The sequence below is a fragment of the Buchnera aphidicola (Aphis aurantii) genome (genome assembly GCF_039388985.1).
Classification (GTDB): Bacteria; Pseudomonadota; Gammaproteobacteria; order Enterobacterales; family Enterobacteriaceae; genus Buchnera; species Buchnera aphidicola_BL.
Window position 1 is genome coordinate 247,751 of record NZ_CP135021.1, and the last position, 23,567, is coordinate 271,317.

17 protein-coding genes are annotated in these 23,567 nt (G+C 24.9%); 12 read left to right on the forward strand and 5 right to left on the reverse strand.

Features of this window, described 5'->3' with window-relative positions; all coding sequences use genetic code 11:
* Positions 1-3 precede the first annotated feature (3 nt).
* Positions 4-927, reverse strand: a complete 924-nt coding sequence (locus RJT32_RS01150; protein ID WP_343154454.1) for an FAD:protein FMN transferase — start codon at positions 925-927, stop codon at positions 4-6.
* Positions 928-1,277: 350 nt separating this feature from the next.
* Between RJT32_RS01150 and degP the strand changes: the two genes are divergently transcribed.
* Positions 1,278-2,705 (forward strand): serine endoprotease DegP, encoded by a 1,428-nt coding sequence (gene degP, locus RJT32_RS01155; protein WP_343154455.1) that lies wholly within the window; start codon positions 1,278-1,280, stop codon positions 2,703-2,705.
* A gap of 83 nt (positions 2,706-2,788) precedes the next feature.
* Here degP and dapD read toward each other — a convergent pair whose 3' ends face one another.
* The gene (gene dapD / locus RJT32_RS01160) at positions 2,789-3,613 is read right to left on the reverse strand and encodes a 2,3,4,5-tetrahydropyridine-2,6-dicarboxylate N-succinyltransferase (protein ID WP_343154456.1); all 825 of its coding nucleotides are present in this window, start codon (positions 3,611-3,613) and stop codon (positions 2,789-2,791) included.
* Positions 3,614-3,663: 50 nt separating this feature from the next.
* On the reverse strand, positions 3,664-4,446 hold the full coding sequence (gene map / locus RJT32_RS01165; protein WP_343154457.1) for a type I methionyl aminopeptidase: 783 nt from the start codon (positions 4,444-4,446) through the stop codon (positions 3,664-3,666).
* Positions 4,447-4,721: 275 nt separating this feature from the next.
* Between map and rpsB the strand changes: the two genes are divergently transcribed.
* The 9 genes from rpsB to dnaE all read left to right on the forward strand — a co-directional run bounded on the left by rpsB (position 4,722) and on the right by dnaE (position 16,441).
* Positions 4,722-5,483: a 30S ribosomal protein S2 gene (gene rpsB, locus RJT32_RS01170; protein ID WP_343154458.1), complete on the forward strand. Its 762-nt coding sequence runs from the start codon at positions 4,722-4,724 to the stop codon at positions 5,481-5,483.
* A 36-nt stretch (positions 5,484-5,519) separates the two neighbouring features.
* Positions 5,520-6,344, forward strand: coding sequence for a translation elongation factor Ts (gene tsf, locus RJT32_RS01175; protein ID WP_343154459.1), 825 nt, complete (start codon positions 5,520-5,522; stop codon positions 6,342-6,344).
* 65 nt (positions 6,345-6,409) lie between these two features.
* A complete protein-coding gene (gene pyrH, locus RJT32_RS01180) occupies positions 6,410-7,135 on the forward strand; it encodes a UMP kinase (RefSeq protein ID WP_343154460.1) in 726 nt (241 codons plus the stop codon).
* A gap of 95 nt (positions 7,136-7,230) precedes the next feature.
* Positions 7,231-7,788, forward strand: a complete 558-nt coding sequence (gene frr / locus RJT32_RS01185) for a ribosome recycling factor (protein WP_343154461.1) — start codon at positions 7,231-7,233, stop codon at positions 7,786-7,788.
* An 89-nt stretch (positions 7,789-7,877) separates the two neighbouring features.
* The gene (gene ispC / locus RJT32_RS01190) at positions 7,878-9,074 is read left to right on the forward strand and encodes a 1-deoxy-D-xylulose-5-phosphate reductoisomerase (RefSeq protein WP_343154462.1); all 1,197 of its coding nucleotides are present in this window, start codon (positions 7,878-7,880) and stop codon (positions 9,072-9,074) included.
* A gap of 87 nt (positions 9,075-9,161) precedes the next feature.
* Complete coding sequence (gene uppS / locus RJT32_RS01195) at positions 9,162-9,902, forward strand: polyprenyl diphosphate synthase (RefSeq protein ID WP_343154463.1); 741 nt, start codon at positions 9,162-9,164, stop codon at positions 9,900-9,902.
* A 160-nt stretch (positions 9,903-10,062) separates the two neighbouring features.
* Positions 10,063-12,447, forward strand: coding sequence for an outer membrane protein assembly factor BamA (bamA, locus tag RJT32_RS01200; RefSeq protein WP_343154464.1), 2,385 nt, complete (start codon positions 10,063-10,065; stop codon positions 12,445-12,447).
* Between the two features lie 43 nt (positions 12,448-12,490).
* Positions 12,491-12,964 carry a 3-hydroxyacyl-ACP dehydratase FabZ gene (fabZ, locus tag RJT32_RS01205; RefSeq protein WP_343154465.1) on the forward strand — a complete coding sequence of 158 codons (474 nt, stop codon included), beginning with the start codon at positions 12,491-12,493 and terminating at the stop codon, positions 12,962-12,964.
* A gap of 27 nt (positions 12,965-12,991) precedes the next feature.
* Positions 12,992-16,441 carry a DNA polymerase III subunit alpha gene (gene dnaE / locus RJT32_RS01210; protein ID WP_343154466.1) on the forward strand — a complete coding sequence of 1,150 codons (3,450 nt, stop codon included), beginning with the start codon at positions 12,992-12,994 and terminating at the stop codon, positions 16,439-16,441.
* Between the two features lie 5 nt (positions 16,442-16,446).
* Here dnaE and RJT32_RS01215 read toward each other — a convergent pair whose 3' ends face one another.
* Positions 16,447-18,159, reverse strand: coding sequence for a proline--tRNA ligase (locus RJT32_RS01215; protein ID WP_343154467.1), 1,713 nt, complete (start codon positions 18,157-18,159; stop codon positions 16,447-16,449).
* 216 nt (positions 18,160-18,375) lie between these two features.
* Here RJT32_RS01215 and flhB point away from each other — a divergent pair, with 216 nt between their 5' ends.
* Positions 18,376-19,527 (forward strand): flagellar biosynthesis protein FlhB, encoded by a 1,152-nt coding sequence (gene flhB / locus RJT32_RS01220; protein ID WP_343154468.1) that lies wholly within the window; start codon positions 18,376-18,378, stop codon positions 19,525-19,527.
* Complete coding sequence (flhA, locus tag RJT32_RS01225; protein ID WP_343154469.1) at positions 19,520-21,616, forward strand: flagellar biosynthesis protein FlhA; 2,097 nt, start codon at positions 19,520-19,522, stop codon at positions 21,614-21,616. Before flhB ends, flhA begins: the two co-directional genes overlap by 8 nt.
* 100 nt (positions 21,617-21,716) lie before the next feature.
* Here the strand turns inward: flhA and argS are convergent, their stop codons facing one another.
* Positions 21,717-23,459 carry an arginine--tRNA ligase gene (gene argS / locus RJT32_RS01230; protein ID WP_343154470.1) on the reverse strand — a complete coding sequence of 581 codons (1,743 nt, stop codon included), beginning with the start codon at positions 23,457-23,459 and terminating at the stop codon, positions 21,717-21,719.
* Positions 23,460-23,567: the final 108 nt, after the last annotated feature.

Genomic DNA, 23,567 nt, shown 5'->3' on the forward strand with positions numbered 1-23,567 from the left:
AATTTACGTTAATATTACCAATTTTTTAAATTTAGGCGACATCCATGTTGAAAATTGATTTTTTCCTTTGCTAATAAGACATACAGCTAGATTTTTATTAATAGATAATTCTTGTGCTTTTTTTAAACCTAAAAGAAGTAATCCAGTATCCCAGCTATCCGCTTCTAATGCAGTTGAAGCAACAACACTAACGGATACTAAATTGTTTTTTACGGGAATTCCATTTTGAGGGTTTATAATATGTGAAATATTTTTACCGTTGATAAGATAATAATTAAGATAAGTTCCTGCCGTACTAATAGATTGATTGTTTAGACGAATCATTAATTGAACTATTTTTTTGTGATCAGTTGGTTTTTGAATTGCAATAATTTTTGATTTCTTTTTATTTTCCATTTTCACTAACACTGTTCCACCTATGGAAATGATATAGTTTTTTATTCCATTGTTTGTCAGTATGCAAGATAAATGATCCACAGCAAATCCTTCACCCAGTGTGGAAAGATTTATTTGCATTCCATCTATATTTTTTTTTAAATATATTCCTTTTGAGTTTTGAATAATTGTTAAATGTTGAATACCTGTAAGATTTATGTTTTTTTTAATCATTTTTATTGTAGGGTAATTATAAGGTTTTTTTTGAGTTCCAAATCCCCATATATTAATTAAACTACCAATAGTTATATCTAATTTTCCATAAGTATTCTTATGACTATTTAGTGCTATTAAAATAATTTTTAAAAAATTTTTATTAATTTTTAATAATTTTTGTTTTTTTAATTGATTAAATTTGTAAACTAAAGATTGCTGTTTCCACGGAGATAATAATTGTTCATCTTTATTTAAATTGTTCTGTATTAATTTTTTGATATATTTTGTATTTTTTACTTGTTCGTATGGAATTTTTACTTCCCAGTATGTCCCCATTGTTTTCCCTTTCAATACTATTATTTTTTTACTTACATTTTTACAAATTATAAAAATATACAGAATTATTAATAAAAATATAATTGTTTTATTTAGTGTCATATGTTAAATCGTCATTTTCAAAAAAAAATATTATATAAAATTTTTTAATAAAATATTATTAATAAGTAATCAATATTTAAAAAATTACTATTTTAGAATAGTTAATTTAAAATTTTTTTATTTATCTAATAACGATCGATGGAGTTAATGAATGATGGAGTGTATACTAAAATTTTATTTTAATGAAAATTTTTATTTTAGTCGTTTTAGTCTATAAAGATTAGATTGTAATTTATGAGAAAGAAACAATGAAAAGAATAAATATAGTATTAAGAAAAACAGTATTTATTTTAACTCTCTTACTAAGTTTTGGAATGTCTTGGAGCAACAACAATTCTAGTTTTAATAATATTTCGTCTAAACATGTTGTTCCTAGTTTAGCGCCTATGTTAGAAAAGGTGATGCCTTCAGTAATCAGTATTAATATTGAAGGAAGCAAGATAAACCATACTTCTCATTTACCTCATCAATTGAAACCATTTTTTGGTGATAATTCTCCTTTTTGCCAAGGTAATTCACCATTTAGACATTCTCCTTTGTGTCATTTTCACTCTAATAATACACATGAAAAATTTCATGCATTAGGATCAGGTGTGATTATTGATGCTGAAAAGGGATATGCTGTAACTAATAATCATGTTGTAGAACATGCTAATAAAATACAAGTACAATTAAGTGATGGACGTCGTTACGAAGCCTGTGTAATAGGGAAAGACTCACGCTCTGATATTGCTTTAATACAACTAAAAAATGCAAATAATTTAAGTGCAATTAAAATTGCAGATTCTGACACACTAAGAGTGGGTGATTATACTGTAGCTATTGGTAATCCTTATGGTCTCGGAGAAACTGTTACATCTGGTATTATTTCTGCTTTAGGAAGAAGCGGATTAAACATTGAACATTATGAAAACTTTATTCAAACTGATGCGGCAATTAATCGAGGTAATTCTGGAGGAGCATTAGTTAATTTGAACGGTGAGTTAATAGGTATTAACACTGCAATATTAGCTCCAGATGGCGGTAATATTGGAATTGGTTTTGCAATTCCTGGTAATATGGTTAAAAACCTTACATCACAAATAGCTCAATTTGGACAGGTAAGACGAGGTGAGTTGGGGATAATAGGAATGGAATTAAATTCTGATTTAGCAAAGATAATGAAAATTAACACACAGAAAGGTGCTTTTGTTAATCAAGTTTTGCCTAACTCTTCTGCTTTTCAAGCTGGTATTAAAGCTGGTGATATTATTATTTCTTTAAATAAAAAACCTATTTTTAGTTTTTCAGCGTTACGTGCTGAAATTGGATCTTTACCGGTTACTACTAAAATGACATTAGGAATTTTTCGGAGCGGTAAAATTAAAGACATAATAGTTGAATTGAAACCATCTCTTAAACATGGTATGAATTTCGGTGATATTTATGCTGGAATTGAAGGTGCGAATTTATCTAATTATACTTCAGCACAAAAAAAGGGTGTAAAAGTAGACAATGTAAAAGCAAATAGTCCAGCTTCAAAAATTGGCTTTAAGCAAGATGATATTATTATAAAGGTCAATCAAAAACTCATAAATAATTTGGATGACTTAAAACAAGCATTAGATCATAAGTCAAATTTATTAGTTTTTTGCGTAAAAAGAGGAAATGTCAATATTTACTTAGTTAGTGGATAAACCAAATGAGTAAATGAATTGATAAAGTTGGTGGATAATTTTTTGACCCGCCCGATTTTATTAAACGGGCGGTTATCTTAATACTATTTTAATTTACGTAAAAATTCATTAATTTCTGTTTTACTCATTGTTTTATGGTCCACTTTTTTAACAATAATTGCAGAATATAAATTATATTTGTTATTTTTTGATGGTAAGCTGCCTGAAACTACTACCGAGTTTGCAGGGACTCTTCCATAAAAGATCTCTTCTGTTTCTCTATTATAAATTTTAGTACTTTGACCAATAAAAACACCCATGGATATTACACAGCCTTCTTCTACAATAACTCCTTCTACAATTTCAGATCGAGCACCGATAAAACAATTATCTTCAATAATAGTTGGGTTATTCTGCAAAGGTTCTAGTACACCACCTATCCCGACTCCTCCAGATAAATGTACGTTTTTACCGATTTGAGCGCATGATCCTACAGTAGCCCATGTATCGACCATTGTGCCTTGATCTATATATGCACCTATATTAATGTATGATGGCATAATTACTGTATTACAATTCACAAATGCACCATATCTAATAGTGGCTGGTGGTACTATGCGAACTTTGTCTTTTTCAAAATCTTTTTGGGTATATTTGTTATATTTGAGTTGGATTTTATCGTAATAATTTGTATTTTTTCCTAAAAAGACGTTATTTTTTGTGCAATATATGTATAATAAAATTGCTTTTTTTAACCATTGATGAGTAATCCATGTATTATCTTTTTTTTCTGAAATTCTCATTTCTCCTTTATTTAATAAACTAATTATATAAGTAATAGCTTCATAAGTTTCTACATCAATATTATTAAAATCAATTTCATTTATATGTTTGTAAGTATTTTCAATTATTTTTTTAAATTTTTTCATTTCAAATTAACCTTTTACTGGAAAACACTTTTATTTTAGTTAATAACTATTTAGTTAATAAACCTAGAGAGTATTTTTTCTTGTTTTTGCCATGTCAAAATATCACATCCATAGTTTGTAACTAATATAGTATGTTCATATTGAGCTGATAATGAATGATCTTTTGTTTTCACAGTCCATCCATCGTTCATACATTTAACTTCAGCTTTACCCGCATTAACCATGGGTTCAATTGTAAAGATCATTCCATTTTTTAAAATCATTTGATTACTATTTTTATAATGTAATATATGTGGGTCCTCATGGAATGAAGAGCCAATTCCATGTCCACAGTACTCTTTTACAACTGAAAATCCTCGATTTTCAACATAATTTTCAATTGTTTCTCCAATTCTAAAAAGTGGTATTTCTGATTTTATGATTTTTAAAGCAGCATAAAGACTTTCTTGTGTAACTTGACATAAACGTTTAGCTAGAGTATTTACTTGTCCTATAAAAAACATTTTTGAAGCATCCGCATAGTAATTATTTTTAATTACTGCGACATCAATATTGACTATGTCTCCTATTTTTAAAATATGATGTTTATTTGGAATACCGTGGCATACCACATCATTAACAGAAATACAAACTGATTTCGGAAATCCATGATATCCTAAGCATGCAGGGATAGCATTGTTTTGCTTGATAAAATCATGACAAATTTGATTTAGTTGTTCTGTGCTAACGTTTGGTTGAATATATGTTTCAATCATTTCTAATACTTTTGCTGCTAGTTTTCCAGATATTCTCATTTTTTCGATTTCTGATGCTGTTTTAATCATACAGTTCATAATATTTAACCAGTTTAGATATACTTAATTCACTTAATTTAAATTATAGTGTAGAAAATTCAGTTATAAAATTTTTTATTTTAATTTAATTATTAATTTAATAAAAAATACTAATTATTACTGATCTTCAATATTGAATATGATATATTTTATTAAATTTATTGAATATTATGTGGAATATTAAAATATTTGCTTTTTTTAATATAAAAACTGTAGAATTATTTAGCTTATCAAACAATAATGTTAAAAATTTATTATTTTTTTAAGGGGTTTTTATGGAAGTAATATCAATGAGAGATATGTTAAAAGCAGGAGTACACTTTGGCCATCAAACTCGTTATTGGAATCCAAAAATGAAACCATTTATTTTTGGATGTAAAAATAAAGTGCATATTATTAATTTAGAAAAAACTCTTCCGATGTTTAATTTTGCCTTATTAGAATTAAAAAAAATATCTTTTAAAAAAGGAAAAATATTATTTGTAGGAACAAAAAGGGCTGCTAGTAGAAAAATTAAAGAAACAGCAATAAAATGCGATCAGTTTTATGTGAATCATCGTTGGTTAGGGGGTATGTTGACTAATTGGAAAACTGTTCGTCAATCTATTAAACGTTTGAAGGATTTAGAAATAGAATCTAAAGATGGAACCTTTTTGAAGCTAACAAAAAAAGAAGCGCTGATACGAACACGTGAATTATCTAAATTAGAAAATAGTTTAGGTGGTATTAAAAATATGGGAGGTCTACCAGATTGTTTGTTTGTTATTGACGCTTCTCATGAGCATATTGCAATTCAAGAAGCAAATAATTTAGGTATTCCTGTTTTTTCTGTTGTAGATACTAATTCCAATCCTGATGGAGTTGATTATATAATACCTGGAAATGATGATGCAATTAGATCTGTAGCTTTATATTTAAAAGCAGTTACGATGAGTATCTGCAAAATAAACAATCAAACTATATTCAAAGAAGTATTAATTAATTCTGAAGAAAATCATTCTGAAGAAAATCATTCTGAAGAAAATGTCTATAGTTAATATGTTATTTTTTTAAAATTTTTATAGAGAATATTTATGATTAATATTACTGCTGCATTAGTTAAACAATTAAGATTGCGTACAGGTGTTGGTTTTATGGAGTGTAAGCAAGCGTTAATAGAGGAAAATGGAGATATCGAATTATCAATTGATAATTTAAGAAAATCAGGGAAAGTGAAAGCTTTAAAAAAATCTCACAATACTACAAATCAAGGTTTAATATTTTTAAAGATTCAAAATAATATTGGAGCAATGATCGAGTTAAATTGTCAAACTGATTTTGTAGCAAAAGATGACTTATTTATTTCTTTAGGGAATGAAATAGTTTTAACAGCATTATCTCAAAAAATAAAAAATATTTATGAGATAAAAAAATTTTTCGAAACAAAAATGACAGATTTAATTATCAAATTTGGTGAAAATATTAAAATCAATAGATTTTCAACAATAGAAGGTAATAATATATATTCTTATATACATTCAGGTCGTATTGGTGTTTTAGTTAGCGCAAGTAATTTGAATGAAAATGTATTGAAAAATATCGCAATGCATATAGCTGCAAGCAAACCTGAATTTATATATCCTAGTGAAGTATCTAAATCTGTTTTTGAAAGAGAATACAATATACAAATGCAATTAGTAAAAAGCTACAATAAACCTGATAGTATAATAAAAAAAATAGTAGATGGTCGAATGAATAAATTTGTTAATAATATTTCACTTATTGGTCAAAATTTTGTAATTGATCCCAATAAAACAGTAGGTCAAGTATTAACTGAAAATCATGGAAGTATCGAGTCTTTTATTAGATTTGAAATTGGAGAAATAATAAATGGTAATGACAATAGCAATGAAAAGTAATATAATTTTTTTTAAATAAGATATATATTTATCTTGACACATATAAAATATATTCGGATTGAGAAATGTCGACCAATACAAAATTTATATACCCCCGTATTTTGCTAAAAATAAGTGGAGAAGTATTGCAAGGAGTGAATAAATTTGGTATTGATATTAATTCTTTAAAAAAAATTGCTGAAGAAATAAAATTAGTATTAAATATTGGTGTGCAAGTGGGATTAGTAATTGGAAGTGGAAATTTATTTCGAGGTTCCACTTTATCTGAAGTGGGTATAAATAGAATAGCATCTGATCACATTGGTATATTATCAACGATAATCAATAGTTTAGCAATGCATGATATAATGCATAATTCTTCTATTCGTTCTCATGTAATGTCTTCTATACCGATAAATGGTATATGTGAAGCTTATAATTATAGACGTGCAATGCAACTTTTATGTAATAATGCTGTAGTAATCTTTTCTGCTGGTATAGGAAATCCTTTATTTACAACTGATTCTGCAGCATGTTTACGCGGGATTGAAACACAATCAAATATTATTTTAAAAGGAACTAAAGTTGATGGAGTGTATTCCAAAGATCCTCAAAAATACGATCATGTAATTTTTTATAAGAAATTAACATATAAAGATGTTCTTAAAAAAGAATTAAAAGTTATGGATTTATCTGCTTTTTCTTTAGCTAGAGATCATGGTTTGCCCATCCGAGTTTTTAATATTAATAAGCCCAAATCTTTATATCGTATTGTTATGGGGCATGATGAAGGTACTATCATTACATCTTAATAAAAATTTTTAAAAATTTAAAGATATTTTAGAATAAAATAAATAAATCTTCTAAAAAATAAATGCAAAAATAAATATACTCTATAGGTAAATATGTGATTAATCAGCTCTATATTAAAAGCAACCAAAAAATGGAAATATGTGTTAAAAATTTTCAAATACAAATAAATAATATACGAACTGGAAGAGCATCTCCAGATCTTCTTAATAATATATATATTGAATATTTCGGATCTAAAGTTCCGATTCGTCAGATATCTAATATAGTAGTAGAAGATTATCATAGTCTCAAAATTAATATCTTTGATAGTTCTAATACATCTTTAGTTAATAAAGCTATTTTAAATTCGAATCTTGATTTAAATCCAGTTGTTCTTGGTAAAGATATTATTGTTCCAATACCAGGTCTGACAGAAGAAAGAAGAAAAAATCTTATTAAAGTAATTAGAAAAAATGCAGAAAATACTCGTATTTACATACGTAATATTCGAAGAGATGCTAATGAAAAAATTAAGGTTTGTCTAAAAAATAAAACTATTGGAGAAGATCAAGAACACAGTATACAAAATAAAATTCAAAAAATGACTGACAAATATATAAAAAAAATAGAAATGATTTTAATTGAAAAAGAAAAAGAATTAATGAAATTTTAATAAATCAAAGATCATCAAAGATCATCAAAAATAAAATTAATTTTTATATCTGAGAAAATTAATACAAATATTTATCAAAAAAAATTTTTATGAAAAAAATCACAATTTTAGGATCCACTGGTTCTATTGGAACTAGTACAATATCTGTTATTAAAAAACATCCTGATTTATTTAAAATAGTTGCATTGGTTGCTAATAAAAATTTTTCTAAAATGTTAGAACAATGTGAGTTTTTTTCTCCTGATTGGGTTGGGATGAAAGATGAAAAATCTGCAGATATTTTACGGAAAAAAATAAAAGAAAAAAAAATTAAAACACAAGTTCTCTCTGGAGATAAAGAAATTTGTGCACTAGCTTCTTTACAAGAAAATGATTGTGTAGTATCTGCAATTGTCGGAATGTCAGGTTTATTACCTACTTTATCAGCTATATATGCTGGTAAAACAATTTTATTAGCAAATAAAGAATCTTTAATTACCTGTGGTTATATATTTATGAATGCTTTATTTGATAACCACGCTAAAATAATTCCTATCGATAGTGAACATAATGCTATTTTTCAGGTCTTACCTAAAAATGTGCAAAAAAATTTAGGGAACGTAAGTTTAAAAAAAAATGGTATTAAATCTATTATTTTAACTGCATCAGGTGGTCCGTTATATTATTTAAAAAGTAAAGATTTGTCTCGTATTCAACCCGAAGAAATATATGCTCATCCAAATTGGTCAATGGGAAAAAAAATATCGGTAGATTCAGCTACCATGATGAATAAGGGTTTGGAATACGCTGAAGCAAGATTGTTATTTAATGCTTTAGATAATGAAATTAATATTTTAATTCATCCTCAGTCTATTGTTCATTCTATGGTAGAATACATTGATGGTTCGGTATTAGCTCAGCTGTCAGTTCCAGATATGAAAGTTGCTATTTCATATGCAATGGCTTTTCCTGATCGTATTATTTCTGGATCTAATTTTTTAAAATTTACACAATTGAAATGTTTAAACTTTTTTGAGCCAAATTTTATACAATTTCCATGCTTAAAATTAGCAATTAATGCTTTTAAAAGTGGACAATCAGCAATGACGGTGTTAAATGCTGCTAATGAAGTTGCTGTCTCTGCTTTTTTAAATTCAAAAATTAAATTTAATAAAATTTCTGAAATTATTGATCATATTTTAACTTCTTCTAATTTTTTAGAACCCAATTCTATCGAAGAAATTTTTGAAATTGATACAAAAACAAGAATAAAAACAGAAAAAAAAATATTAGCTTTATGTTATTAAAAAATAATAATATTTTATATTAATAATGTTTTATGTAGTAGTTTAAGTGGTTTTAGTTTAAAAAAAAATATTTATATATAATATTATATGAAAAACTTAAAAATTAAAGAAAAAATTAATAAAAAAATACCTGATCATATTGCGATTATTATGGACGGAAACGGAAGATGGGCAGAAAAACAAGGAAAAATACGTGCTTTTGGTCATAAAGCTGGTTTCGAAAAAGTTAAAGAAATAATTAAATTTTCTGTTCATAATAATATAAAAGTATTAACATTATATACTTTTAGTAGCGAAAATTGGAAACGTCCAAAATCAGAAGTATTATCTTTGCTTGAATTATTTTCATTTGCATTAAAAAATGAAATTAAAAATTTAAATAAATATAATATTTGTCTTAAAATTATTGGTGATGTTACTTATTTTAATAGCGAACTACAACGTTGTATTAATTATGCGGAAAAGATTACTTTAAATAATAGTGGTTTAATTTTAAATATTGCTGCAAATTACGGTGGTAAATGGGATATAGTAGAAGGCGTAAAAAAAATAGTCAGTGCTGTTCAAGATGGATATTTAAATATACATCAAATTGAAGAAAAAATATTTTCTCAATATTTATGTACTAATAGTTTATTGCCGGTTGACTTAGTGATTAGAACTGGGGGTGAAAAAAGAATTAGTAACTTTTTATTATGGCAAATAGCTTATTCTGAATTATATTTTACTGATGTTTTATGGCCTGATTTTGATCAATTTATATTGCAAGATGCAATTAATGATTTTAGTATTCGAAAACGTCGTTTTGGAGGGATTATTAAAGATTAAAAACTTTTCTTATAAAAATTTAATCAAAATTTTATTTTTTATTTCTTAATTTCTTTTAGATTGTATGATATAACACATACAAAGTATTAGATCTATTGCAGGAAAAATTGCAATAATGTTAATTAAAAAATTTTTTATAATTTTTTTAATGTTTTTTAGTATGAATCTTTGTGCAAAAAATTTATGGACCATAAAAAACATTGAATTTCAAGGATTAAGATATTTTCCAAAAGCAGAAGCACTACGAAATATTTTATTTAATATTGGTGGTAAAGTATCTCAAAATGATATTCAAAAAAGTATTAAATCTTTATTTCAAACAGGAAAATTTGAAGATATAAAAGTTTTTTTTTCTAAAGAATCACTCATTTTTAAAGTTATAGAACGACCTTTAATTTACCATATTAGTATTGTAGGTAATCATATTATTAAAAATTCTATATTTAATCAGTACCTTAATCAATTAGGAATTGAAGAGGGTCAACATTATAATCCATATTCAAAAGATATTTTTATCAAAAACATAAAACAGTTTTATTATCATTCTGGAAGATATCAAGCAAATGTGCAATTATTAACAAATTTTTCTTCAAATAATAGAGTTAATTTAAAAATATTAATTAATGAAGGAAATTTACTAAAAATAAATAATATTCAGATTTTTGGAAATAAAACTTTTTCTAGAGATAAAATAATTTCTTTATTGAAACTGAAAGATTATAAACCATGGTGGAATTTATTAGAAAAATGCATTTATTATGATGATCAGTTAGAAGAAGATATAGGGAATTTAACTAAGTTTTATTTAAATAGAGGATATTATAACTTTCATGTAAAAAAAATAGTTAATTTTTTAAAAGATCAAAATAAAGTAAATATTATCTTAAAAATCTCTGAAGGAAGTAAATATAAAATTAATCGTTTTTACATCAATGGCAATTTATTGCAGTATTATGATAAAATAAAAAATTTAATTAATATTAACAATAAAGAATTTTATAATAAAGAAAAAATTGATTTAATAGTTCAAAAAATAAAGTATTTTTTATCTGAAAACGGATATATTAATTCACAGATTATAATTGATCCTAAAATAAATTCTAAAAATAAAACTATAATCTTAGATTTTAATGTAAATATTAATCAACGTTATTTTGTAAATAAAATATGTTTTAAAGGCAATGAATTAACTAAAGATGAAGTTTTACGACGTGAAATTAAACAAATTGAAGGTGAATGGTTTAATTCAAAGTTAATTGATTTAGGTAAAGAATCATTAGAAAAAATAAATTATATTCATGATATTAAAGTTACAAAAAATTTTTTATATAATAAAAGTAACGCAGTTAATGTTACCTATGAATTGAAGGAAAGTCCTACTGGAACTATAAATTTTGGATTAGGTTATGGAAAAGATAGTGGATTAAGTTTTAATGCTTCTCTTTCAAAAGATAATTTATTTGGATCTGGAAATTCTATAAAAACTAGTATCATCAAAAATGATAATCAAAAATATGTAGATTTGCTACTTACTTATCCGTATTTTTTAGATAACGGAACAAATTTAAATACTAGATTATTTTATAATGATTTTCAGTATCACCTTAATGGTGTATCAACTTTAGTAAAGCAAACATCTGGTTTTGAAAGTGATTTAAGCTTTTTAATTAATGATGTTAATAGAGCTAATATAGGTTTTGGATACACTAGAAATAGTTTGATAAACAAAAATAGTGTCACTAATCATAATAATAGTGTAATTGATTCAAAAAATAAAATAGTTCTTTTAAATAGTATGAATCAAACAATTAATGATCGTTTTTTAAAAAACAGTTTGGTTAACGATTTTACTTTAAATTACTCATTTTTACATAATACTTTAAAAAATCTCTACTTCCCAATTTCTGGTAATCAAACTTATTTAAGTGGTAAAAATACTATTCCTGGTTCTGATGATAGTTTTTATAAATTTTTATTAGATACAGAGCAATATATACCTTTGGATAAAGAAAAAAAATTTATTATTTTAACTCATTTTAAAGCTGGTTTTGGGGATAGTTTAAATCAAGAGAAATTACCTTTTTACGAAAATTTTCATTCAAATATTTTAAATAATGTTCGTGGGTTTCGTGTTAATACTATCGGGCCAAAAAAAATAGATATTATGAATAATTCAAAAGAATGTTTTGGATATCAACATAATAATTTTTGTGAATCTTTAGATTCAATTGGTGGCAATGCTATGTTTATGACTAATTTAGAGCTAATTGTACCGATACCATTTCTTAAAGAAGAATATAAACAATTTCTAAGATCTTCTTTATTTCTAGATGTTGGTAATATTTGGGATGCTAGATGGAAAGACCAAAAAAATATTCATTTTACAGATTTTATTAATTTAAAAAATATTTATTCTTCAGTTGGTGTTTCTTTACAATGGTTTTCTCCTATTGGTCCATTAGTTTTTTCTTATGCTCATCCTATGCAAAAAAATGAAAATAGTCAATTAGAAGCGTTTCAATTTAACATTGGTAAAAATTGGTGACGTAAAATATATTTAATTTTTCATTTTTTAAAAGGTAATTATTTTGAATTCTAATAATAATTTTTTAGATATTAAAAAAATTTTAAAAATTTTGCCACATCGTTATCCATTTTTATTAATTGATAAAATTTTAGATTTTAAAACATTTCATTATTTAAAAGCATTAAAAAACTGTACTATCAATGAGCCTTTTTTCCAAGGGCATTTTTCGAAAGAACCTATTTTTCCAGGTGTTTTACTTATTGAAGCTATGAATCAAGCCGCTGCTATCTTAATATATCAAAGTACAGGAATATTAAATATTAATAAACTATATTATTTTGTGGGTATTGAACATGCTAGATTTAAAAAAAATGTTATTCCTGGAGACCAAATATTTATTGAAGTTATTTATTTACAGAAAAGAAAGAATTTAATTAAATTTAAGGTCTTTATCACAGTAAATAATAAAACAGTAAATAATCAAAAAGTTTGTCATGCTACTATTCTTTTTTATAAAAAAATTAATTTTAAATGAAGTTTATTTATTAAATTTGGAAAATAAATGCATATACCAAAATTTGTACATCTTCATGTGCATAGTGATTATTCAATATTTGATGGATTATCTAAACCAGAAGATTTAGTAAAGCAAGCTATTTCTTTGAAAATGATGGCTTTAGCTATTACAGATTTTAGTAATTTATATGGAGTAATTAAATTTTATAATGCTGCTCATAAATGGGGATTAAAACCTATTATTGGTATTACAGTAAAATTTATTTCAGAGTTTATAAAAAATGATTTAGTAGAATTGACTATTTTAGCTTCAACTCAAGAAGGATATAAAAATTTAATTTTATTAGTTTCAAAAGCTTATACAAAAGGATATGTTAATAATACATGTGTTACAATAGAAAAAAAATGGCTTTCAGAAATGAATAAAGGATTAATACTTCTTTCTGGGGGATGTCGAGGTGAAATTGGAAAAATTTTATTGCGTACTCAATCTTTGTCAATATCTTCCTGTTTAGAATTTTATGAAAAATATTTTCCTTCATCTTATTATTTAGAATTAATACGAACAGAAAGAAAAAACGAAGAAAAGTATATACATTTAGCTGTAGATTTATCTTACTCTAAAGGTATCCCAGTCGTTGCAACTAATGATGTTTGCTTTTTAAAAGAAGAAGATTTTAAAATTCATAAAATTAGAATTGCAATTAATGAAGGAGAAATCTTAAGAAATTCTAAAATTCAAAGTAATTATAGTAAGCATCAATTTTTAAAGAGCGAAAAAGAAATATCTAAACTTTTTTCTGATATTCCTGAAGCATTAGTGAATAGTGTAGAAATTGCAAAACGTTGTAATATTTTTATATCTTCGGGAAAATATTTTTTACCTCAATTTCCAACAGGAAAAGTGAGTGTTCAAGATTATTTAGTTATACAAGCTAAAAAAGGGCTAAAAAAACGTTTACAAACATATTTTAATAATCAACTCAATACAGAAATTTATTTAAAATATAAAAATCGTTTGATGATAGAGTTAGATATAATAAATAAAATGGGTTTTCCTGGTTATTTTTTGATAGTTATGGAGTTTATACAATGGGCAAAAAATAATAATATTCCAGTAGGACCTGGAAGAGGGTCGGGTGCAGGTTCATTAGTTGCATATTCTTTAAATATTACAGAAATAGACCCTTTATTATTTGATTTACTATTTGAAAGATTTTTAAATCCAGAACGTATTTCGTTACCTGATTTTGATATTGATTTTTGTATGGAACAACGAGATAAAGTAATTGAACATGTTGCAGATATGTATGGTAGAAATGCAGTAGCTCAAATTATTACTTTTGGGACGATGACAGCTAAAGCTGTAATTAGAGACGTAGGAAGAGTATTAGGCTATCCTTATGGATTTATTAATAATTTATCTAAATTAGTTCCTTTAGATCCTGGAATAACGCTTAATGAAGCTTTTTCTAAAAAATCAGAATTATATAATCTTTATAAAAGTGATGAAAATATAAAAATATTAATTGATATATCAAAAAAATTAGAAGGAGTTAATCGAAATGTTGGAAAACATGCAGGTGGTGTAGTTATTTCTCCTACTAAAATTACTGATTTTTGTCCATTATACTGCGATGAAAATGGAAATAATCCTGTAACTCAATTTGATAAAAATGATATTGAATATGTTGGTTTGCTAAAATTTGATTTTCTTGGATTACGTACTTTAACTACAATTAGTTGTGCAGTAGATATGATCAATGCAAAATTATTACCAAATCAAAAAAAAATTAATATTCATTTAATTGATTTAAAAGATAAAAAATGCTTTGATTTTTTAAAAAAATGTAAAACTACAGCTATTTTCCAATTAGAATCTTATGGAATGAAAGATTTAATTAAAAGGTTAAAACCAGATTGTTTTGAAGATATTGTTGCGCTTTTAGCGCTTTTTAGACCTGGTCCCCTACAGTCTGGTATGGTAGATAATTTTATAAATAGAAAACATGGATATGAAAAAATTTCATATCCTGATCATCAGTGGCAACATATACTTTTAAAACCAGTATTAGAATCTACTTATGGAATTATTTTGTATCAAGAACAAGTAATGCAAATCGCTCAAATTCTAGCAGGTTATACTTTAGGTAAAGCTGATATTTTAAGACGTGCAATAAGTAAAAAAAATTTAAAAGATATGTCAAAGCAAAGAAAAAATTTTTTAGAAGGTGCTCAAAATAACGGTATTAATATAAGATTAGCAACAAAAATTTTTGATTTATTAGAAAAATTCGCAGGATATGGATTTAATAAATCACATTCTGTAGCTTATGCATTAGTATCTTATCAAACATTGTGGCTTAAAACGTATTATCCTGAAGAATTTATAGCTTCTACAATGAATTCTGATATAGATAATATAGAAAAAATTATAATTTTAGTGCATGAAGCATTTAATATGAAGGTAAAAATTATCCCTCCTAATATTAACTTAAGTAAATATGAATTTTATGTGGATAATCAAAAGAATATAATTTATGGTCTTGGTGCAATAAAAGGAATAGGAGAACATTCAATAAAAAGCATTCTTGAAGAAAGAGATAAAAATGGTGATTTTTGTGATTTATTTGATTTATGTATACGTTGCGACCTTAATAAAATTAATCGTAGAATACTAGAAAAATTAATTATGTCTGGTAGTTTTGATTCGATTGACAAAAATAGAAATAATTTACTTAATTTAATCGAAAATGCAATTAAAGCTGCAAAAGAGCATGTTAAAATTAAAAATAACCGACAAAACAGTCTTTTTGGAACATTAAAAGATGAATTAAATATAATAAAAAAAAGCAATTTATCTCAATCGTCTTATTTAGAACAAGATCAATTAAAAAATGAATATCAAGTTTTAGGTTTTTATTTAACAGAACATCCTATTACTCAGTATACAGATGAGTTAAAATATTATATAAATAATTTAAAAATTAAAAAATTAAAATTGAATAATAAAATAGTTATAGGTGTAATAGTTTCAATTAAAATAAAAACAACAAAAAATAAAAATAAAATAGTTATATTAGTATTAGATAACTATACTTGTCGTATAGAAGTCGTAATTTTTCAGAAAGTGTTCAATGCATTTGAACGTTTAATTAAATTGAATGAAATTTTAATTATTAAAGGTAGAACAGAATCAGGTACAAATTCAAAAGTAATAGCCTATGATATTACAAATTTAATGTTGGAAAGAGACAAATATGTTAAAAAGTTAGTAATTACATTAACAAATAAAAAAGATAAATTTTTATTAAAAAAATTATATCAACTATTACATCAACAAGATAAAGGAAACATTTTTGTTGATATTAAAAAAATAAATTTTATTTCGAGTTTTGTTGAAAAAAAAGATTTTTATATTACTATTAGTAATGAATTTTTAAATAAGTTAAAATATTTAATTGGACCAGAAAAAGTACAATTAAAATTTTCTTAATAATTTTAATATTTTAATTTATTTTTTAAAAATACAATAATCTCTTTGAGATTGATAATAATATTTTTTTTGCTTTTTCTTTCCCGATATTCAACATTATTTTCATTTATATAACGTTGACTAATAATAATTTGATGCGGAATTCCAAGTAAGTCTATTTCATTAAACATGATACCTGGTCTTTTATTTCGATCATCTAAAATTACATCTATTTTTTCATTTTTTATTTTTTTATAAATTTCTTCTGTAATTTTTTTTGTTTTTTTACAATTTTTTACATTAATGGGTAAAATAGCTACTTCAAAAGGAGCAATAGAGTTAGGCCAAATAATTCCTTTTTCATCGTGATTTTGCTCAATTATAGATGCTATAATGCGTGTTATTCCAATACCATAACATCCCATATATAAGTTTTTTTGTTGTCCATCTTGATTTTTTATTAACATATTCATTTTGTTAGAGTATTCTTTTCCCAATTGAAATATATGTCCAATTTCAATGCTTTTTTTAATTTCTAATGATTTCGATCCATCCGGTCCTACATCATGAATTGTCATGTTTCTAATATCAACAATAGTAGGAATCGGAATATCTATATTCCAATTCACATTAATAAAAAATTTTTTGTTAATATTTGCTCCAATAGTAAAATTTTTCATATAATATACTGAAACATCAGCAAATATAGGAACATTTAAGTTTAATGGTCCTAAAAAATTTTTTTCTACCCCTGTTAATTCAATAGTATCTTTATCATTAATAAATTTTAATGGTTTTTCAAGTATATCAATTTTTTCTAATTTAAATAAATTTAATTCATGCTCTGATCGTATTAATAAAGCAGCATATGAAAAATTAGATTTTTTATTAGTACGGATTAAAATAGTTTTTACTAAATTATTAATAGGATATTTAATTTCACAGATATTTTTAATAGATTTTATACTTTTTGTTTTACAATGAATATTTATATTGCATTGATTAAAAAAATTGATAGATTCTATTGATTTGGCTGTATTAATGTTAGAGGCATATGAAGTATTTTTTGAAAATATTATTTTATCTTCTCCATTATCAGATAAAGCTTGAAATTCATGAGAAATCTTACCGCCCATAGATCCTGAATCAGCACTTACTACTCGGAATTGCAGTTGTATTTTATTGAATATATTAATGTAGCTCTGATAAAATGTTTCATAAGTTTTTTTTAAGCAATCTTTATTAATATGAAAAGAATAAGCATCTTTCATAGTAAATTCACGAGCTCTAATCATTCCAAATCTAGGACGTATTTCATCTCTAAATTTAGTTTGAATTTGATATACAATTAATGGTAAATCTTGATATGAGCGTATTTCACGACCAATTAAATGAGTTACAACTTCTTCATTGGTTGGTCCTAATATAAATTTCTGATTACGTCGATCGAAAAATTTTATTAATTCTTTTCCATATATATTCAAACGTCCACTTTTTTCCCATAGTTTTTCAGGTTGTATAATAGGCATAGAAATTTCTAAAGCATGGATTTTTTGCATTTCATTTTTAATAATTTTATTGATTTTTTTTAATACTCTTAAACCTGTTGGAAGCCAGATATACAAACCTGAAGATAGTTTTCTAATCATTCCACTTCTAAGCATAAGTTGATGACTAATTATTTCAGTATCGTGAGGATTTTCTTTTAAAGTTAATAGTAAATATTTACTTGCTCGCATATATAAATCTCAATAGAAATAAAAGTGATATAAAAAATTAAAATATGTATTTTTTAATTTTTCAATATTAATTCTATTATATAATAGAATATTTTATAAGATATTTTTTTAATATGTTTAATTTTTTAGAATTTGTTCAATATTATTAAAAAAATGCTTATGTTTGTTTTTTTAATTTTGTATTAAATACAATTAAAATGGTTAAAAATATTTAAAATGAATCATGATACGCATGAAGAGAAAACTGAGCAACCAACTGATCGTCATATCAAGAAATCTCGTAAAACGGGAAAAAGCAGATATTCTCGAGAATTAAATTCTTTGTTAATTTTAATAGTTGGATTGCTCAACTTATGGTGGTTTGGGGACTTGATCGTTTTTGAGTTTAAAAAAATTATATCTAATAGTTTTTATTTTAATAATAGTATTATTTTTAAAAATCAAAATATTTTATTAAACATTTTTGTTCACTTAAAAAGAATTTTTTTTATTTTTACTCCGTTTTTAGGATCTTTATTTTTTATAATTATAATACCTGCCATTTTTTTTAGTGGTGTTCAACTTAATTTTAAATCATTAAAATTTGATTTTAAAAAATTAAGTTTAATAAATGGATTAAAAAGAATTTTTTCTTTAAAAATATTTTTTGAGTATTTTAAACACATGTTAAAGTTGATTGTGATTGGAGGTGTGGTTTCATTTTATTTATGGAAACATTTTTTTGAAATATTGTTTTTTAATATCAAAGATTTGTTTTCAACTTTTTCCTATGTATTTCATATTATTTTTTTCTGCTGTATTCTAGGTGTATTAAGTTTAATTCCAATTGTAATATTTGATATTTTTTGGCAACAATTTCAACATTATAAACATTTAAAAATGACTCATCAACAAATAAAAGATGAATTTAAGGAACATGAAGGTCATCCGCATTTAAAAATGAGAATTCGTCGTCAAATGAAAGAAAATTTTCGAAGAAGAATGATTTTAAATATACCTAACTCTGATGTTGTTATAACTAATCCAATACATTATTCAGTTGCGCTTAGGTATGATGAAAAAGAAATGAATGCACCTAAAGTAATGGCTAAGGGTATAGGTGATATGGCTATTCAAATACAAAATATTGCAAAGAAACATAATATTCCAATAATTTCTGCTCCTTCATTAGCTCGTTCATTATATCGTTATTCAGAAATAGGACAGTATATTCCAGGTCCTCTCTATAAAGCTGTTGCTGAAATTTTAGCATGGGTTTGGAAAGTAAGAAAATGGAAGAAAGAAGGTGGAACTTTTCCAAAAAAACCGAAAAATATATTTGTTCCATCAGAAATGAAATTTACAGGAGACAGTAAAAGCAATGGGTAATTTTTTTTATATTTTCCGAATTATAAAAAATTTCAAAAATATTCAATGGAAAGTATTAGCAGGACCAATACTTATTTTAATTATTTTATCAATGATGGTTTTGCCATTAGCACCTTTTATTTTAGATGTGTTTTTTACTTTTAATATTGCTTTATCAATAATAATTTTACTTGTTTCTATGTTTACAAGAAAGACTTTGGATTTTGCCGCTTTTCCAACTGTTTTACTTTTTTCAACATTATTAAGATTGGCGTTAAACGTTGCATCTACTCGTGTGATTTTTTTAAATGGTCATACAGGTACTTATTCAGCCGGTAGAGTTATAGAATCATTTGGTCATTTTTTAGTGGGTGGAAATTTTGCTATTGGTATAGTTGTTTTTATTATTTTAGTTATTATTAATTTTATGGTAATTACAAAAGGAGCAGGAAGGATAGCAGAAGTTGGCGCAAGGTTTATATTAGATGCGATGCCAGGTAAACAAATGGCAATTGATGCTGATTTAAACGCAAGTTTAATTGGAGAAGCAGAAGCTAAGAAACGTCGTTTGCAAATCACGCAAGAAGCTGATTTTTATGGTTCTATGGATGGAGCGAGTAAATTTGTTCGAGGAGATGCAATTGCTGGTATTTTGATTATGGTTCTTAATATATGTGGTGGATTAATTATTGGTGTATTTCAGCATAATATGTTGTTAAATAAAGCAGCAGAAGTGTATACTTTATTAACAATAGGAGACGGATTAGTTGCTCAAATACCCGCATTAGTGATTTCTACAGCTGCAGGTGTAATTGTTACAAGAGTGAGTACCAATCAAAATGTTGGCGAGCAGATGATTAGTCAATTATTTTGTAATTCTCAAGTAATTTTATTAAGTGCAATTGTTTTAGGTATACTTGGTTTAGTCCCTGGAATGCCAAATATAATATTTTTAGTATTTACAATTTTATTGTTTGTTCTTGCTTGGTGGTTAAATCAAAAAAAATATAATTTTAAAAATGATGATATGTCTATTGCAGAAAATAAATATAAACCGATTTTAAATTCAAATGTAGAAGCCTCTTGGAATGATGTTGAATTAGAAGATCCTATAAGGATAGAAATAGGATTGAATTTACTTCCCATGTTAGATGCTCAAAAAAACGGTGATTTATTAGAAAAAATTCGAGTTGTTCGTAAAAAATTTGCAAAAGACATTGGATTTTTACCTCCTTTAGTTCATATTAAACATAATATCAATTTAGTTGAAAATAATTTTTATCGTATTTTGATTAAAGGTTTTGAAGTAGGTAGTGGGCAATGTTTATATGGAAAATTTATGGCAATTGCTACTGGTCAAGAAATAGAAGAATTACCCTTTAAAAAAGTTATCGAACCTGCTTTTGGTTTATCTGGTTATTGGATAGATCAATCATTTAAAATAGAAGCAGAAAGAAAAGGATATTCCGTAGTTGATGCAAGTTCTGTGATTGCAACACATTTAAATTTTTTAATTTCTCAACATATTAACGAGTTATTTGGTCGTTATGAAACACAGCAGTTATTAGATCGGGTCAATTCAGAAATACCAAAATTGACTGAAGATTTAATACCTAATATAATTGATTTAACAACTTTTCATAAAATTTTAAAAAATTTATTACTAGAAAACGTACCAATACGGGATATGCAAACAATTTTAGAAACATTATCAGAACATGCGGTGCATCAAAAAGATGCAAATGAACTAACTAGTATTGTTCGAATTTCTTTAAGAAAACTTATTTTACAAAAATTATTTTATAAAAAAAATGTTCTTGAAGTCATGGTATTGGAAGCTAATTTAGAAAAATTATTATTGGATAGTTTTAAAGGAGATAAAATTAATATAGAACCAGGTTTATCTGAAGTATTATTACTGAAAACTCAAAAATCCATCGAAAAACAAAAATCAATTAATGCTCCTGTTGTTTTATTGGTACCTCATGTTTTACGATTATTTTTATCTAAATTTTTACGTATTCATTGCCAAGAATTAACTGTTTTATCTCAGTTAGAAATAACTGATACATATACTATAAAAGTAACTAATATTATTGGAAGTTTATAATTTTATAACATGCAGATTGGTGTGGTTTTAAGTGGTACGTTTTAATAGTACTACATTATTGCCCCACCTTAATAATATTTGAACAGAAAATAATTTATTTTTACATTTTTTTTAATACTTTTATACCTAATATGTTAAGTCCTTTTTTTAATGTTTTTGCTGTTAAAAAGCATAATTTCAATCTACTTTTGCAAATACTAATTTTTTTAGAAAATAAAATTGAGCAATTTTCATAAAAATTTGTAAAACATATGGCTAATTGATAAAGATAGTTGCACATAATATGTGGTGTGCCTTTTTTTTCTATAATTAAAATAATTTCTTCAAATTCAAGTATTTTCATAGCTAGTCTAATTTCACTATCTTCAATTAAGTTAATTTTTTCCGATATTTTATCTATTCGTATAGTAGATTTTTTAATTATAGATATAATTCTTGTATAGGCATATTGTATATAAGGAGATGTATTTCCATCAAAACTTAACATAGTATCCCAATCAAATATATAATTAGTATTTCTATTTTTAGATAGATCAGAATATTTTACTGCGCTTATGCCTATTATATTTGCTAACTTAATAAGTTTTTTTTTGGATAATTTAGGTTTTTTTTGTTTAATTAAATTTTTAGCTCTATTAATTGCTTCGTCAAGAAGTTCATTGAGTTTAATAGTATTACCATCACGAGTTTTAAAAGGCTTTTTATTTTTAGATAGCATCATGCCGAATTTGTGATGTTCTAATAATAAACTTTTAGGTATATAATTTGCTTTTCTCGAAATTATCCACGCTTGTAGTAAGTGTTGATGTTGACGAGAATCAGTATAATATATGATGCGATCAGCATGTAATGTTTCGTATCGATATTTAAAGCAAGCAATATCAGTTGTAGCATATAAAAAAGCTTTATCTTTTTTTTGGATCACTACCCCCATAGGTTGTCCTAGTCGATTTTTAAACTCATTCAAAAAAATAATAGTAGCTCCATTTTTTTCTATAGCTAATTGTTTTGTTTTGAGATCTTTTATGATATCTGGAAGCATTTTATTGTATAAGCTTTCTCCCATAGTATCTTGTTTTTTTAATGTAACGCTAAGTTTTTTATATATGTTATAATTATAGTTCATTGTAATAGAAACTAGTTTTTTCCAAATAGAATAGCAATTTTCATCTCCATTTTGCAGTTGAACTACATATTTTCTTGATTCATTTTCAAAATTTTTATCTAAATCACATTTTTTTTTTGATTTACAATAAAAAGTTTCGATATCTTTTAAAGATATAAGATTTTTTTCTAGTTTTTTTTCTAGTTTTTTGTATTTTAAATATGCTATCAACATTCCAAATTGAGTACCCCAATCTCCAATATGATTAGCTCGAATCACATTATGTCCTAAAAATTCCAAAGTTCTTACTGTAACATCTCCCAAAATTGTAGATCTTAAATGTCCTATATGCATTTCTTTAGCAATATTTGGAGAAGAATAATCTACTACTATTGTTTTTTTAGGGGAAGAATACCTTATATTCAAGCGAGGTGAAATAAATAATTTTTCTAATTCTTTTGATAACCAGTTTTGATTAATAAAAATATTAATAAAACCTGGATAAGAAAATGTTATTTTTTTATAAATAGTTTTGTTTTTAATAAAAGAAATTATTTTTTCAGATAAATTAAATGGTCGAATATTATTTAAATTAGCAATTTTTATTAGGTTATTTACTTGATAATTTCCAAATTCTTTTTTTTTACTAGATATAATTAACGGTTGATAATCGTTTTGTAATCCAATATTAATTAAAGCTTGTTCAATGTCTTTTTTTATTATATATTTTATGTTCATTGATAACCTTATTGTTTAACATCTGAAATATAAATAATTTTTTCTTTTTAAAAATTATTCAATTAATAATTTTTACTTATTTTTAATTTTAACTATTTTATTTTAGCA

Coding starts and splice junctions, on each gene's coding strand:
- RJT32_RS01150 (WP_343154454.1), bottom strand. CDS start 927: ATGGGGACATACTGGGAAGTAAAAATTCCATACGAACAAGTAAAAAAT.
- degP (WP_343154455.1), top strand. CDS start 1,278: ATGAAAAGAATAAATATAGTATTAAGAAAAACAGTATTTATTTTAACT.
- dapD (WP_343154456.1), bottom strand. CDS start 3,613: ATGAAAAAATTTAAAAAAATAATTGAAAATACTTACAAACATATAAAT.
- map (WP_343154457.1), bottom strand. CDS start 4,446: ATGAACTGTATGATTAAAACAGCATCAGAAATCGAAAAAATGAGAATA.
- rpsB (WP_343154458.1), top strand. CDS start 4,722: ATGGAAGTAATATCAATGAGAGATATGTTAAAAGCAGGAGTACACTTT.
- tsf (WP_343154459.1), top strand. CDS start 5,520: ATGATTAATATTACTGCTGCATTAGTTAAACAATTAAGATTGCGTACA.
- pyrH (WP_343154460.1), top strand. CDS start 6,410: ATGTCGACCAATACAAAATTTATATACCCCCGTATTTTGCTAAAAATA.
- ispC (WP_343154462.1), top strand. CDS start 7,878: ATGAAAAAAATCACAATTTTAGGATCCACTGGTTCTATTGGAACTAGT.
- uppS (WP_343154463.1), top strand. CDS start 9,162: ATGAAAAACTTAAAAATTAAAGAAAAAATTAATAAAAAAATACCTGAT.
- bamA (WP_343154464.1), top strand. CDS start 10,063: ATGAATCTTTGTGCAAAAAATTTATGGACCATAAAAAACATTGAATTT.
- dnaE (WP_343154466.1), top strand. CDS start 12,992: ATGCATATACCAAAATTTGTACATCTTCATGTGCATAGTGATTATTCA.
- RJT32_RS01215 (WP_343154467.1), bottom strand. CDS start 18,159: ATGCGAGCAAGTAAATATTTACTATTAACTTTAAAAGAAAATCCTCAC.
- flhB (WP_343154468.1), top strand. CDS start 18,376: ATGAATCATGATACGCATGAAGAGAAAACTGAGCAACCAACTGATCGT.
- flhA (WP_343154469.1), top strand. CDS start 19,520: ATGGGTAATTTTTTTTATATTTTCCGAATTATAAAAAATTTCAAAAAT.
- argS (WP_343154470.1), bottom strand. CDS start 23,459: ATGAACATAAAATATATAATAAAAAAAGACATTGAACAAGCTTTAATT.